At 36.2% G+C, this 14,776-nt stretch carries 10 protein-coding genes and 1 pseudogene; 4 read left to right on the top strand and 7 right to left on the bottom strand.

The window, feature by feature from the left end; translation table 11 throughout:
* Positions 1-116 precede the first annotated feature (116 nt).
* From GKP30_RS02285 to GKP30_RS02295, 3 genes are all read right to left on the bottom strand, one after another.
* Positions 117-1,337 carry an ABC transporter substrate-binding protein gene (locus tag GKP30_RS02285; protein ID WP_216827760.1) on the bottom strand — a complete coding sequence of 407 codons (1,221 nt, stop codon included), beginning with the start codon at positions 1,335-1,337 and terminating at the stop codon, positions 117-119.
* 169 nt (positions 1,338-1,506) lie between these two features.
* A complete protein-coding gene (locus tag GKP30_RS02290; protein ID WP_216827761.1) occupies positions 1,507-2,514 on the bottom strand; it encodes a LacI family DNA-binding transcriptional regulator in 1,008 nt (335 codons plus the stop codon).
* Between the two features lie 193 nt (positions 2,515-2,707).
* The gene (locus tag GKP30_RS02295) at positions 2,708-4,894 is read right to left on the bottom strand and encodes a DNA topoisomerase III (protein WP_216827762.1); all 2,187 of its coding nucleotides are present in this window, start codon (positions 4,892-4,894) and stop codon (positions 2,708-2,710) included.
* A gap of 145 nt (positions 4,895-5,039) precedes the next feature.
* Between GKP30_RS02295 and GKP30_RS02300 the strand changes: the two genes are divergently transcribed.
* Entirely contained in the window at positions 5,040-5,519 is a 480-nt protein-coding gene (locus tag GKP30_RS02300; protein WP_216827763.1) for a CarD family transcriptional regulator, read from the top strand.
* A 271-nt stretch (positions 5,520-5,790) separates the two neighbouring features.
* Here GKP30_RS02300 and recQ read toward each other — a convergent pair whose 3' ends face one another.
* Positions 5,791-7,899 carry a DNA helicase RecQ gene (gene recQ, locus GKP30_RS02305; RefSeq protein WP_216827764.1) on the bottom strand — a complete coding sequence of 703 codons (2,109 nt, stop codon included), beginning with the start codon at positions 7,897-7,899 and terminating at the stop codon, positions 5,791-5,793.
* Between the two features lie 353 nt (positions 7,900-8,252).
* Here recQ and GKP30_RS02310 point away from each other — a divergent pair, with 353 nt between their 5' ends.
* Positions 8,253-9,809, top strand: a complete 1,557-nt coding sequence (locus GKP30_RS02310) for an ABC-F family ATP-binding cassette domain-containing protein (protein ID WP_216827765.1) — start codon at positions 8,253-8,255, stop codon at positions 9,807-9,809.
* A gap of 70 nt (positions 9,810-9,879) precedes the next feature.
* On the opposite strand, the gene GKP30_RS02315 is transcribed toward GKP30_RS02310, so the two are convergent.
* Both GKP30_RS02315 and GKP30_RS02320 read right to left on the bottom strand, forming a co-directional pair.
* Complete coding sequence (locus GKP30_RS02315) at positions 9,880-10,758, bottom strand: stage II sporulation protein P (RefSeq protein WP_216827766.1); 879 nt, start codon at positions 10,756-10,758, stop codon at positions 9,880-9,882.
* Between the two features lies 1 nt (position 10,759).
* Positions 10,760-11,296, bottom strand: a complete 537-nt coding sequence (locus GKP30_RS02320; RefSeq protein WP_216827767.1) for an RNA polymerase sigma factor — start codon at positions 11,294-11,296, stop codon at positions 10,760-10,762.
* Positions 11,297-11,593: 297 nt separating this feature from the next.
* Between GKP30_RS02320 and GKP30_RS02325 the strand changes: the two are divergent.
* A pseudogene (locus GKP30_RS02325) lies at positions 11,594-12,751 on the top strand (acyl-CoA dehydrogenase family protein).
* A gap of 65 nt (positions 12,752-12,816) precedes the next feature.
* Here the strand turns inward: GKP30_RS02325 and GKP30_RS02330 are convergent.
* Complete coding sequence (locus tag GKP30_RS02330; RefSeq protein WP_216827768.1) at positions 12,817-13,128, bottom strand: hypothetical protein; 312 nt, start codon at positions 13,126-13,128, stop codon at positions 12,817-12,819.
* A 361-nt stretch (positions 13,129-13,489) separates the two neighbouring features.
* Between GKP30_RS02330 and GKP30_RS02335 the strand changes: the two genes are divergently transcribed.
* Positions 13,490-14,590 (top strand): GGDEF domain-containing protein, encoded by a 1,101-nt coding sequence (locus GKP30_RS02335; protein ID WP_216827769.1) that lies wholly within the window; start codon positions 13,490-13,492, stop codon positions 14,588-14,590.
* Positions 14,591-14,776: the final 186 nt, after the last annotated feature.

A 14,776-nucleotide genomic window follows, 5' to 3' on the forward strand; every position in this document is an offset into this window, starting at 1 on the left:
CCTATAACCGAGGCCTTCCATTTAATGAAGGAGCAAGGCTTTCCCACCCTATGTTTAAACTAGGACGTCGGTTAGGAAAGCCTGCTCTCGTTCTATATTTCTATTAATTTCTAAATCTATCTATCTTTTACTTTGTCCCACTCGCTGTCTAACGTATTTAAGAATGCATCTACATCTTTATTAATTAAGAACTCCTGTACTAAGTTTTCTACTTGCATTCCTGTTGGATAATAGTGATCTGGGAAACTAGTAATTGAACCTTCTTCAAAGTGTCTTGTTAAATCAACAACTGTAGGATCTTCTTGCAGTACACCTTCTACTGCTGAGAATTGCTTTTCTTTATCAATATAGAATTGTGCATTTTCTGGGCGTAGTAAGAAATCAATGAACAGTTGAGCTTCTTCTTTATGCTTTGTGTTTTCAGAGATTGTTAAAACAGTGTCTACACCAGAAACGAGACGGTTCATTGTTACATCATTAGAAGCTGGAAGAGCAAATGCTCCGATATTTGCTTCTGGGTTTGCATCTGTGATTGAACCTACAGCCCAGTTTCCTTGGATATACATTGCAACATCACCATTAGCAAAAGCTGTATTTCCTTGGTCATAGCCAGCACCGAAAATATCATTATTGGCAAAACCTAATAGTGTTAACATGTTTTCTGCAACATCTTCGTAACGCTCTTTAAATGTAACTTCGTTATTATTTCTTTTTTCTAGAAAGTCATCACCTTGTAGGTTAGCTGCTAAAGCATTGAAAGGTACCATCGCAGTCCAAGCATCCCCATATGTGTGATAAAATGGTGTTTTTCCTGCTGCTACAACTTCCTCAGCCACTGCGATGAACTCATCCCAAGTCGTTGGAATGTCTAATCCAAGTTCTTCAAACATGTCTTTGTTATATAGAACTGTGTTTGCATTAGCTGCGTAAGGAATACCATTAGGAGTGTCTTTCCCAGCTAGTGCGTTTAGCATATCAACATAAGCAGGTTGTACTCTTGAGATTTTCTCATCCCCTGAAAAATCATGTAAAACACCAGCTGCTGCTAATTCACCGTACGTTGCATTACCACTGATCCCCATAATTGCAGGTACATCATTTTGAGCTAAGCGAGATCTTAAAACAGTTTCAGACTCTGGAACATGGTTTTGCTCAATTTTAATTTCAGGGTATTTTTCCGTGAACTTAGCAATTAGCTCATCATAAGTGCCTACTGCCTCAGATTTATTTTGGAAAAATTCAAGCTTTACAGTCCCATCATCAGCTCCACCTCCACCACAAGCAGCTAAAGTAACAGCAGCTACAGAGGTTGCAATTAACATTTTGAATTTTTTCATTTTTACTCCTCCTAAAAGTTTGAAGTTTCATATAAAACTAACATAAAAATAAAACATAGGTATAAGAAAACGTTTACGTTAATGATATCAGTCAATTAAAACGTTAATTTAAGTTAATAAACATATTTTTACGTAAACGTTTACGTATTGTGGGTATAAAAAACACCTGTTAGGTGCTCTTTAAAATTTTTACACTTTTCCTCTCAATGATTTGAAAGTTCATAATCGAACTTGAAGTATGATGACCTTCGCTTTCAATCATTTCAATCACTTTTTCTATGGCCATTTTCCCCATCTCCCATAACGGTTGTGCTACCGTCGTTAATGGAGGGATCGCCATTTCAGCAACTAATGTATTATCAAAACCAATAATAGAAAAGTCATCTGGTACTTTTAAATTGTTTTCGTAAGCTGCGGACATTGCACCTACTGCCATGTCATCACTAGCAGAAAAAACTGCCGTAAACTCATTTTTTAATGGCAATAATTGTTTCATACACTTTTTCCCTGACTCAAAATCAAAGCCTCCATAAACAATTAGCTTCTCATTAAGGGGGAGCTCGTGATCTTCCATAGCCTGTTTATAACCTTCCATCCTCGGCTTTCCTGTTAAGTCATCATCACCACTAATCATTGCAATCTTTTCATGACCATTTTTTATTAAGTAAGATGTCGCATGATAAGCAGCTTGTCTATCATCGACCTTTACGTAAGGTAATGGAAAACGATAGGACATAGATGAGATTAAAATAACTGGAATGCCTAATCTTGTAATTGTTTCGTAATATTCTTCTTTTATTTCTTGACTGGAGAAGATTAAACCATCGACCTTTTTCTCTCCGAGAATATTCAAGTAATCTAGCGTTCGCGAACCGCTATGATCGGTATTACACACGATCATACTATAATCATTCTCATGAGCACTTTTTTCAATTCCTTTTAAAAGCTTAGATGCAAAAGAGCTAGTTACATTCGGCAATAGCACACCAATTGTCTTTGTTCTTCTACTAACCAAGCCACGTGCAATTGCGTTTGGACGAAAGCCTAATTCTTCAATCACTTTTAAGACTCTTTCTTTCGTCTTTTCCGAATAGCCAAGCTGGTTATTCAAAATTCTAGACACGGTAGCTATTGATACATTAGCTTTTTGTGCAACATCCTTTATTGTCGGTTTCATATCATCCACCTTTTACGAAAACGTTTACGTAAGTAATGTTACAACCGTATTTCTATTTTTGCAAGTGCTTTCACGAAAAAGACAAAAGAACTATAAAATTCCTTTAAATGTGACTTTTCTCACTGAAATCGTAGAATGGTGCCAGGCACCTTTACCACTGTAATAAAATAAAGGTCCTGGCACCTGTTGGGTTTTATTTTTTTAGGTTTAGCTTGGCTAGTGCTTCTGCTAGTGCTGAGTTAAATGGTTCTTCTTGTTTGTTTTGTTTATTTAAATATTGATTTACCTCTTTTTTAGATACTTTCGTATTTTTCTCTTTTTTCTTTCTCTCATTAAACGATGATAGTTTCTCTTTGTGCCCACAGCTGCAAGCAAATACTTGGCCCTCCCCTTGTCCACGTAATTCTAGTTTTTTGAAGCACTTCGGACAACGGGCATTCGTTTTTTTGGCAACTGCTTTTCTGTGTCCACACTCGCGATCCTCACAAACGAGCATCTTTCCTTTTTTCCCGTTAACTTGCAGTAGATTTTTTCCACATTCTGGACAAGTTCGCCCTGAAACATTATCATGCTTAAATTTCCGCTCACTCACTTTAATTTCGTTAATGATTGCTTTAGTATATTCTTTCATTTCCACGAGAAAAGCTTGCTTCGTTAACTTTCCTTTTGCAATCGCCTCAAGCTTTTGCTCCCATTCTGCTGTCAGCGCTGGAGACTTAAGGTCTGTGGGAACTAGCTCTAATAATTGCCTTCCTTTGGAAGTCGTTACGATATCTTTTCCTCTTTTTTCAATTAGAAAGCTATTAAAAAGCTTATCTATAATATCAGCTCTCGTAGCTACTGTACCAAGACCACCTGTTTTTCCAAGAGTTTTAGCAAGCTGTTTATTCGTTTCTGCCATAAACTTTGCAGGACTTTCCATCGCTGACAGTAACGTTCCTTCGTTAAATAAAGATGGTGGCTTTGTTTCTCCTTCGGTTTGTGAAACCGAGTGAATGGATAAACGATCTCCTTTTTTATATTGAAGTATATCACTACTTACTGCCCCATCTTTTTCGTCTCTATCCTCTCCATAAATTTCTTTCCAACCTTGAGATTTAACAATATTTCCTTTCGCCACAAACGTTTCTCCAGCTATTTTAGTTACAACGGTTGTTTGTTCATATTCATGCGGTGGGGAAAGCACAGCTAAAAACCGCTTTACAACTAAATCATAAATTTTTCGTTCCTTTTCACTCAGCGAAGTCAAATTCGGAGCTACCTCTGTCGGAATTATTGCATGGTGGTCTGATACTTTATGGTTATCTACAAAGTGACGGTTTGCCAAGATTGGCTTTTGTCTGATTTTAAAAGCTTGCTTTGAATACGGTCCTACGCCACATGCCTCTAATCGATCTTTTAAAGTTTCTACTATATCATCAGATAGGTAACGAGAATCTGTTCGAGGGTACGTTAAGACCTTATGTTGCTCGTACAATTTCTGCATCGTATTAAGTGTTTCTTTTGCCGAGAAGTCGAATATACGGTTCGCCTCCCGCTGCAATTCCGTTAAATCAAAAAGTTGAGGTGAATATATCTTTTTTGACTTTTTCTCGATATCTACAATTTGTATCTGTTGATTGTTTATTATGTCTTGAACTTTTTTTATGTGATCCTGATCAAAAGTTTTCGTATCATTCGTCTTGTCACTCTGCCACGTCAGCTTCAAATTTTTATCAGCATGAACTGTTAAACCGTAATATTTCTTTGGTTTAAATTCAGCTATTTCTCGTTCTCTTTGACGGATTATTGCAAGCGTCGGCGTTTGAACTCTTCCGCAAGATAGCTGTGCATTATACTTTGAAGTTAATGCTCTTGTCCCATTTAAACCGACTATCCAATCCGCTTCAGATCGAGCAACCGCTGCAGCATAAAGATTTTCATAATCTTTACCTGGGCGAAGCTTTTGAAACCCCTCATTAATCGCCTTATCCGTAACAGAGGAAATCCACAGGCGCTTAATTGGCTTTTTAACACTTGCTTTTTCGATTATCCATCTCGCTACTAACTCTCCCTCTCGTCCGGCATCAGTAGCGATAACGATATCTCCAACATCTTTACGGTTTAATTGAGTTTTTACTGCCTGATATTGTTTATTTGTCTTTTTTATTACATTAATTTTTAATTTTTGGGGTAACATAGGAAGGTCATTCAAATTCCAGGATTTATATTTTTCATCATATGATTCTGGGTCAGCTAACGTCACTAAATGGCCAAGTGCCCAAGTCACGATATAACGATCACCTTCAAAAAATCCGTTGCCTTTTTTCGAACAATTTAAAACTTTTGCAATGTCTCTTCCAACTGAAGGTTTTTCAGCCAGAACTACTGTTTTTTTCATGTAAACACCCTTTCAACAACGACTATTAAGAACTATATCATAAATTGATTGACAGTGAAATTAATGAATGATAAAATTATAAATTTTGCTATTATCAGACAAGTATGATATAATAATGATGAACTCAAATTTAGGAGGTCGAGCTATGTTTCAAATTGGAGACAAGATTGTTTACCCAATGCACGGCGCTGGTGTGATTGAAGATATCGAGGAAAGAGAAATTCTTGGGGAGACCCAACAATACTATGTCTTAAATTTGTCTCATAGTACGATGCAAGTAATGGTTCCTATGGAGAAAACATCAATTATCGGTATACGTGAAGTCGTTGACCCAGATACGTTAGAAAAGGCTTTATTAATTCTTCACGAAGGTGAACCAGACGATTCGGTTAATCGTCACCAACGTTATCATTTAAACATGAAAAAAATGAAAACTGGTGATATTTGTGAAAGTGCCCAAGTAATTAGGGATTTAATGTTCTTAAATAAAAATAAAAAGCTTGGTACTGAAGATAAGTTTATGCTTGATAATGCCCGACGCATTTTTATTAGCGAACTCATTCTTGTCAAAGGATTCGAAGAAGAACAAGCTATTGAATTTTTAGACAATGCAATAAACGGTTAATCGAATGAAAGCCTCTTCGTAGTGAAGAGGTTTTTTTGTTGTGATGGGCTGGTAGTAGTTGAGCTAGCCTTGTAGTTTGATATGTGTTTTCTACATAGCATTTTTATCGAGTTTTTCCTCTAGCATGATCTATTTTCTCATTCGTTCCTCGTTTGTTTTAATACTTCCTTAAGCGGGAACCATTCTTTCACATTTTCCAGTTACAGATGAACATCTAAAAAGCGGTGAAATCCAAGGATTCCCCGCTCTCTATTAATAACACACTATTTAATTAATCTTGTCTTACTCTCTTACCAATTACATAGCGAATTTCGAAATAGGAAACTTCTGCTGGTAAGCTCTCCTTAAGAGGCTTTAAGCGCTCAGCACCTATCGTCTCAATGGCTTCTTCAATTAATTGTTCATGTTGCTCATTCACAAACTGACGAAGATCGATATCTTTGCCTTCGTCATAACATTTTTCGAAGTGAGTTAGAACCGTTTCTTCAGAACACTCCCTTTGCTCTGCAATCTCATTGACTGAACTTCCTTGTAGATACATTTCATACGTAATATGATGGCTCGGTACTTTTGAGGAAGCTTTTTTTTGTACGAAAACTTCCTGTTCGCCTTTCTGATCCTTAAAAGGTTGTAGCGCGTTTAAAAATTGTTCACCATACTTCTGAAGTTTTTGCTGCCCGACCCCGTTAACTTGCAATAATTCTTCAGTGGTAATAGGAATTGCCTTACTCATTTCACGAAGGGTTTTATCTGAGAAGATTAAGTATGGAGGTACTTTTTCTTCATCTGCAATTTCCTTACGTAATTTACGTAAACTCTCGAAAACTTCATCGTTAGCCTCGATTACTACTCGCTCAACCTTTTCTTTACGATAAACTTTCAGCTCTCCTTTTAGGACAGTTACTGCTTTTTCAGTTAAGCGTAACGTCGGAAAATTGCCTTCCGACGGCTTTAGGAATTGTTCTGCCGTTAAATAATCAATAAACTGTGATAGGTTTTTTCCAGTCCATGTTTTAAGCAATCCGTAGGTCGTCAATTGATCTAATTTAAAATCTTTTACCTTTTTACTTTCAGAACCAACTAAAACTTGAGCGACGATCGTTTTTCCGAACTTTTCTCGCATTCTTTTAATCGTGGAAAAGACCATTTGTGCTTCTGTAGTCACATCTGAAGTTTCGCCATCATCTAGACAGTTCGAACACTTATTACATTTTTCAAATTCATCATCCTCAAAATAGTGTCCAATATATTGTTGTAAACACGATTCCGTATGACAATAATCCACCATCTGTTGTAGCTTTTTGTATTCGTTTGTTCGCCTCGATTCTTCTAAATCAGACTGTTCAATTAAAAACTTTTGAATCCGAATATCATCAGGAGCAAAAAGCAGCACACATTCACTTTCTTCACCGTCACGTCCTGCTCTTCCCGCTTCTTGATAGTACGATTCAATATTTCTTGGCAAATTGTAATGCAGGACGAATCGCACATTAGATTTGTCAATTCCCATTCCGAATGCATTCGTTGCGATCATAACCGTTATATTGTCACGGATAAAATCATCCTGATATTTTGCGCGTTCTAGATCTGATAAGCCTCCATGATATTTTCCAACAGCTATGCCCTTTTCGGTTAATTTATCATACAGCTGCTCAACGACTTTTCGCGTTGACGCATAGATAATCCCTGAGCTTGCGGCATGCTTTTTTAAGTATTGCGAGACATAAGAAAATTTATCCTGCCCTTTGACCACTTGTAACGATAAGTTATCTCTTCTCGCTCCATTCACAATCGTATTCTCTTCTTCAATGCTTAAGTGCCGGCAAATATCTTCTCTTACTTGAGGCGTTGCCGTTGCCGTTAACGCTAACACAACTGGATTGGTCGGCAGTTTCCTGATGAGTGATGATATATTTAAATAACTCGGGCGGAAATCATGTCCCCATTGTGAAAGACAGTGCGCTTCATCGATTGCAACGAGCGTAATCGGTAGCTCATTTAATAAATAAAAGAAACGAACGTCTTCTAACCGCTCAGGTGCAATATAAATTAACTTATATTGTTCATTTCTCATATTCTCGATCCGTTCACTCAATTCACTATTCGAGAGAGAACTATTAATATATGTACTCGGAATTCCAAGCTGATTTAACCCGTCCACCTGGTCTTTCATTAATGAAATAAGCGGTGATACAACGATGGTCATTCCATCGAATATAAGAGCTGGAATTTGATAACAGATTGATTTCCCACCACCTGTTGGCATAATTCCAAGTGTATTTTTTCCTTCTAAAACTTTTTCAACAATATGACTTTGACCTTTACGAAAAGATTCATAACCAAAATATTGCTTTAAAAGTTCAACTGCTTTTGTTTGCATGAATGAACTCCTTCCTAAACACTGCTTTTTCTATTGTAAAGGAAAATATAATTTTTATAAATGGAGGAAGAGACCTTTTCTACTTGTGATTAGTTAAGAGTACTAAGGGGATTAATGCTCTATCATCGTTAATTTGAGGTTAATCTGATACTTCATTTTACAATAGTTCAATGACTCATTGTATAAACTTTTTGTAAAGAAACGCACTTCTCTTCAAAGCTTTCAATTTTAAAAATAATAAATTGGATATTTTCAAAGTATGTTAAAATAGTTTCATTCGTTTTATAATAGGTAAGATGCGAAAAGTTAAATTGATTATCTATAAATTTATATAGAAAGAGTGTTGTCCATTCATGAGTGTATTAACGGTGAAAAACTTAAGTCACGGATTTGGTGACCGTGCGATTTTTAATGATGTATCTTTCCGCCTTTTAAGGGGAGAACATATTGGTCTGATCGGAGCAAACGGCGAAGGTAAATCGACGTTTATGAATATCATTACAGGAAAACTGCAACCAGACGCTGGAAAAGTAGAATGGTCGAAACGAGTACGTGTTGGTTACTTAGATCAACATACAGTTCTGTCAAAAGGCATGACGATGCGCGATGTATTAAAAAGTGCATTTCAATATTTATTTGACTTAGAAACACAAATGAATGAGCTTTTTGATAAAATGGGTGATGTTTCTCCAGAGGAATTAGAAAAGTTACTTGAAGAAACAGGGACGATTCAAGATATTTTAACGAATAATGATTTTTATACAATTGATGCTAAAGTCGAAGAAATTGCTCGTGGTCTTGGACTATCAGATATTGGTCTTGATCGTGATGTTGATGATTTAAGCGGTGGACAACGAACAAAAGTCCTTTTGGCTAAACTATTACTAGAGAAGCCTGATATCTTACTATTGGACGAGCCGACAAACTATTTAGATGAGCAGCATATTGAGTGGTTAAAGCGTTACTTAAATGAATATGAAAATGCGTTTATCTTAATCTCACATGACATCCCGTTCTTAAATAGCGTTATTAACCTCATTTATCATATGGAAAACCAAGAGTTGAACCGTTATGTCGGCGATTACGACCACTTCCTAGAAGTTCACGATATGAAAAAACAACAATTAGAAGCAGCCTATAAAAAGCAACAACAAGAAATATCTGAGCTTAAGGACTTCGTTGCAAGAAACAAAGCCCGCGTGTCCACACGTAATATGGCAATGTCCCGCCAGAAAAAGCTAGATAAAATGGAAGTCATTGAACTTGCTAAAGAGAAGCCAAAACCAGAGTTTAATTTCAAAGAGTCTCGTGCATCTGGAAAAGTTATCTTTGAAACAAAAGATTTAGTGATTGGATATGATGAACCACTTTCAAGACCGTTAAACCTGCGTATGGAACGCGGACAAAAAGTCGCATTGTACGGGGCAAACGGTATCGGTAAAACGACGTTATTACGTAGCATTTTAGGCGAGATTAAGCCTGTCTCAGGTTCGGTTGAACGAGGAGACTACTTGCATATTGGCTATTTTGAACAAGAAGCGAAAGCGGATAATCAAAATTCGTGTATTGACGAAATTTGGAAAGAGTTCCCCTCATATAGCCAGGCGGAAGTTCGTGCTGCATTAGCAAAATGCGGATTAACGACTAAGCATATCGAAAGTAAAATTATGGTCTTAAGTGGTGGAGAAAAAGCAAAAGTTCGTCTATGTAAGCTTATTAACAATGAAACAAACTTACTCGTACTCGATGAGCCGACGAACCACCTTGATGTCGATGCAAAAGAAGAATTAAAGCGTGCCTTAAAAGCTTACAAAGGAAGCATTCTTCTTATTAGCCACGAACCTGAATTCTATAATGATATCGTTACTGAAAAATGGAATTGTGAGGATTGGACAACGAAGGTTATTTAATTCTTTAATAAATAAAATACGCTCAGACCGTAATGGTTTGAGCGTATTTATTTATACAGATAAGAATGTGCTATTTTTCTAGAAATACCTCTATTACATCTGCAAAATACGTGGCAGCTCTCTTTACCTCCTCTAATGAATTTTCATAGCCACCAATGTCTATCATTATCGCTTGATTGTGAAGATCTTGATTGTATATCTCGTTTCGGCCTATACCTCCAGTTCTGACAACACCTCTTGATAAACCAGGGTACATTTCTTCTGCTAGTCGGTGGAGTTCTGCTGCAAAATCAAAATTGCTCCTTTGGTGTAACTCCCCTCCGACGTTAAAGTAAATTCTAGCAACTTCTTCACCATTGATAGTAGTTGTTGTTTGGTTCCTTGATAAAGAATCGCGGTGTATATCAAACACCATTTGTATGTTGTCATATTTTGTGAGTACTTCCTCTACATTTTCCCTCGACACATCATAGGAGTCCGTGTACTTCAGTCCGCGCTCTTCAAGTATCGTTTGAAAATCAGTGGCATCATGAAGGGTAACAATTCGTCTCTTCGTTAACTCATTACTTAAATGCTCTCCAACAGCGGTAATATTATTTTCACGGTGCCAAGCATGCGCTCCTGGAAATTCGTCATCCTCGTTTACTTCTATATCCAACTCTGGCAGGAACGCTTCCCACGTATGAGTGTGATAAATATAGACTTCGATATCCTTTTCATACTCTGCATGCTGGTGGAACAGCCCCTCTATATTGAAAACGAATAACAGCAATAATATGCTTGCAAAAATTGTGCCCGTTACAGGAAGCATTAATTTATTTTTTGATCGTAATGAAAATTTGTGAACGAGCTTTCCTTCCAATTGGTCAACAAAATCTTCGTTAGGCTTTATGTTTGAATGGCTTTTCTTTAATTCTCTTAAAATTTCAAGTTCTTCATTTCGATCCATTTCAAACCCACCTTTCATTTACTAGACTAGTATCTGACTCTAGTTCATTCTTTAATTGTTTTAAAGCGCGATGATAATTAACTTTTACCTTAGACTCATTCCAATTCATGATTTGAGCAGTCTCTTTCACAGAAAACTCTTGTATTCCTCTAAGGATAATAACCATCCGATATTCATACTTTAACTTTTTTAATGAAGTATACACGGCATCAATCTCTTCTTTTGCTTCAACCATCTCTTCAGTTGTCTTTTCTTTGGAAGGAATGAATTTTAAGACTATGTCACTCATCAATTGCTGTCTTCTAGTTCTTTTTGAGTGATCGATGGCAACATTTCTTGCTATCGAAAAAATCCATGTTTTTAATTGAGAGTCACCTTTAAACTTAGGTAACGATTTAAATAAACGAATAAATACTTCCTGCGTTAAGTCTTCTGATTCATTTCTCGTATTTGTAAAGGCTACTAGAAACTTATAGACATCGTTGTAATGGTCACGGTAAATTTGTTTAATTTCTTCTTTAACTTGTTCTCGCTCCAAAGTTCAACCTCCCCTTTTTTATTGATACTGATTAGTCTAATTTCAGCACAAAAAGGTTACAAATCTTTTAAATTTAATTTGATTTCATTATGGAAGAAAATTTATTTATCACATCTCCAATAATGTCCGTTCAAAGAATCGTGTGAAAATAACTCATTTTTTATCATTTACACCATTATACAACTGTAAATTGATTGTATCTTTAGTGAAAGTTAACTCTAAATTAATCTTTAAAATTTGCATTCCAAACGTACTCATGGTAGTAAATAAGTTAGAACCTGGGAGGGCGATGTCACTATGTTTTTTAAAACAGAAGAACAAAAGGAACACTATGAAAAAATAGGCCAATTAGCAGATCAATTCTCAAAACGAGCTCAACAGTATGATCTTGAGGGAGCATTTCCAATTGAAAATATAAATGACTTAAAGCAGATCGGTTATACGATATTAACACTGCCAAAAGAGTTTGGTGGAAAAGAAGCTTCCTTATACGAATTCATTTTACTGCATGAGCGTTTAGCTCAAGGGTGCGGGCCGACTGCTCTTTCGATTGGTTGGGATGTTGGAATAATTTTAGATTTGGCAACTACTAGACCATGGAAAAAAGAAAAATACGCAGCGGTGATGGCAAAGGTAAACGAAAATGCATTACTTAATCGTGCAGCAACAGAGGCACAAACTGGTTCACCTACACGAGGTGGTAAACCACAAACGACGGCAGTAAAAAATGGGGAGCATTGGAGAATTAATGGTCGAAAAACATTTACAACAATGGCTCCAGTCCTTGATTTCTTTTTAGTTTCAGCCGCGATTGAAGGCAGTGAAGAAATCGGGGAGTTTTTAGTACCCCGTGATACCCCAGGTGTTCGTATTGAGAAGACGTGAGATAGTATTGCAATGAGGGCAACGGAAAGTCATGATTTATTTTTGGAGGATGTGAAAATTGAGGACGATCACTTATTAGAGATGGTTTCTTCTCGACCCAAATATAGAGCAAATGGCTGGCTGCTTCATATTCCTGCTTGCTATTTAGGAAATGCACAAGCTGCATGTCACTATACAATTGAATTTGCCAGTTCCTACCAACCAAACAGCCTTAATTATCCAATTATCGAATTACCGAATATACAAAGACAAATAGGTGAAATGGAACTCAAGTTAAAACACGCCCGACACTTTCTTTTATCCGTAGCAGAAAAATAGGATGAGTTAGATGATAAAACAATCACGATTCCTGATCTTGCCGCAGTCAAACATGTCGTAACCAATTCAGCTATTGAGATGGTCGATCAAGCTATGCGAGTCGTCGGCGCTAGAAGCTTATCTGAAAAAAATCCTCTTTAACTTTACTACCAGGATGTCCGTGCTGGACTGCATAACCCACCGATGGATGACGCCACTATTCAAATACTTGCTCAGAGTGCAATTCAATCTTTTTCTAATAAAACAACTTAAACCTAAATAAAGAACCGAGGCGACATTCTTTTGTCTGCCTTGGTCCTTTTTACATGGCTAGCCTTTTACATAAACTGATACGGTCCGCACGAGCGTTCTAAAACATAGTGTTCTTCTGCTTTATTTAACATCTCACTCCAGTTATTAAAGTGAGTCGTTTGAGCAACAAATTGATCCCATTCTTCTTTATTACTATTAATTAAATTTTTTATGTTTGAAGTATCTAGGTAACTATTTTGTTGAAATTGTTCCCAAGAATAAAACGATGTATAACGTTCCATAAACTGTTCATTAAATAAGAGATGATAAGGTGCTATAGTTGCACAATACTGATCGATGAAAATTTTTTGTAAATTTGTGACTACCGACTTTAACATACCTGACATCCCCTTTTAATACATACTATTCTTATATGATTTATTTTTCACTAATTTCTTTTCTCATAGATTGTTCCTTTTTGCATTTTGCCGTCAACCAAGCATTAGCTTTCTCTTCACGGCTGTGCGCCTAAACAGTCTTTTACTAACTAAATAATTAGAAAGACTTAATATAATCATTTGTTTTACTTATAATTATATATTATTCAAACAATTCCTACCTGTCAACTTGTATTTGTGTTTTTAATAAATTTGGACGTTTTGACTTACTTGTAATTCACAATTATTTCTCTTGTGTTAAAAAAACTTAATTGTATAATTAACTTTGTTCAATTTTTTTAGAAAGTGAGAATTACTTTGAATGTATTATTTCATACATGAGATGTTTGCCAATGCTGCTATCCTTTCATCGTTTATATTTGTTTGTGGATATTTAACGAGAGATACCGAGCTTTCTATAAACTCTCAACTACGTATAAAATTTGCGATTGGTTTATTTACAGGACTTTTAGGGATTATTCTAATGCAATATAGCATTCAAATCTCTGATGCTGTCATTGATTTACGTTATTTTTCAATTATGCTTGCTGCTCATCTTGTGGGTATAGTACCAGCTATTCTTGCTTCGATAATAATTGGTTTAGCTCGGATTACAATATATGGTTTGAGTATTGGAGGAATTATTGCTTTCAGCACTACTATAGTCGTTGGCATAGGCTGCGGACTTATTGGCGAATATATCGCTAAGCAATATCGTAAGAAATGGTTAATTATGACTTTCTATTCAACTGTGGTTGGGATTGGAACAGTATTTCTCTTGGTAAGAGATTTATTTATCCCTTTTCAATTTAGTATTATATTTATTGTAAGTGGGATTTTTCTTATGTATTGTTTACGGTACGTTAGAGAAGCTAATGAAAATTACCGTTCTATAAAGCAAAATTCTTATGAAGATGCCCTCACTGGCCTAACGAATGTACGGGGGTTTAATAGGTCTCTTGATGATTTAATAAAGAATTGTCGAAATAACGAAGAAACACAGCTTTCCTTTCTATTGATAGATATTGACCATTTTAAACAGATAAATGATACTTATGGTCATACTAATGGCGACCTCGTTTTAAAAAGATTAGGACAAGTTCTCCAGTCAGAATCGCGTTCGTCAGACATCATTTCAAGAAATGGTGGAGAGGAATTTTCGGTTCTACTACCAGATTGTAATAAAGAAAACGCTCTACAAATTGCCAAAAGGATCCGCGAATCAGTAGAGGGAATTTTATTTAATATAAACGATACACAACTCAATGTTACTGTTTCAATTGGGGTTTCAAACTTCACAAACCAAAATATGAAACCTGAACAGCTCGTTCAAGCGGCCGATGAATGCCTATACTTTGCTAAACGATCAGGACGAAATCTAGTTGGATTTAGAAAAAACGGTAAGTTTATGGCTGAAAAGTAACTAGGCAGAAGTTTTGAGAGATATTGACGAAAGCCTGATTTCCTTGAATCAGGCTTTTTTATTTTGGCTCTTTTATTAAGGCTGTTTTCGTAAACTATGTTGCTATTGGACCGTTGTTTGAACGCTAAAGCGTGAAGAACCAAGTTTTCGCTTGTTAACGGTCCAATAGCTTAGAGCAACAATCTT

This window comes from Alkalihalobacterium elongatum (assembly GCF_019024285.1).
Classification (GTDB): Bacteria; Bacillota; Bacilli; order Bacillales; family Bacillaceae_F; genus Alkalihalobacterium; species Alkalihalobacterium elongatum.

What these genes read in the sequence shown, in the direction of transcription:
- GKP30_RS02315 (WP_216827766.1), bottom strand. Translation starts at nt 10,758, where the DNA reads ATGGATCGAAATGAAGAACTTGAAATTTTAAGAGAATTAAAGAAAAGC.
- recQ (WP_216827764.1), bottom strand. Translation starts at nt 7,899, where the DNA reads ATGCAAACAAAAGCAGTTGAACTTTTAAAGCAATATTTTGGTTATGAA.
- GKP30_RS02285 (WP_216827760.1), bottom strand. Translation starts at nt 1,337, where the DNA reads ATGAAAAAATTCAAAATGTTAATTGCAACCTCTGTAGCTGCTGTTACT.
- GKP30_RS02335 (WP_216827769.1), top strand. Translation starts at nt 13,490, where the DNA reads ATGTATTATTTCATACATGAGATGTTTGCCAATGCTGCTATCCTTTCA.
- GKP30_RS02330 (WP_216827768.1), bottom strand. Translation starts at nt 13,128, where the DNA reads ATGTTAAAGTCGGTAGTCACAAATTTACAAAAAATTTTCATCGATCAG.
- GKP30_RS02290 (WP_216827761.1), bottom strand. Translation starts at nt 2,514, where the DNA reads ATGAAACCGACAATAAAGGATGTTGCACAAAAAGCTAATGTATCAATA.
- GKP30_RS02300 (WP_216827763.1), top strand. Translation starts at nt 5,040, where the DNA reads ATGTTTCAAATTGGAGACAAGATTGTTTACCCAATGCACGGCGCTGGT.
- GKP30_RS02295 (WP_216827762.1), bottom strand. Translation starts at nt 4,894, where the DNA reads ATGAAAAAAACAGTAGTTCTGGCTGAAAAACCTTCAGTTGGAAGAGAC.
- GKP30_RS02310 (WP_216827765.1), top strand. Translation starts at nt 8,253, where the DNA reads ATGAGTGTATTAACGGTGAAAAACTTAAGTCACGGATTTGGTGACCGT.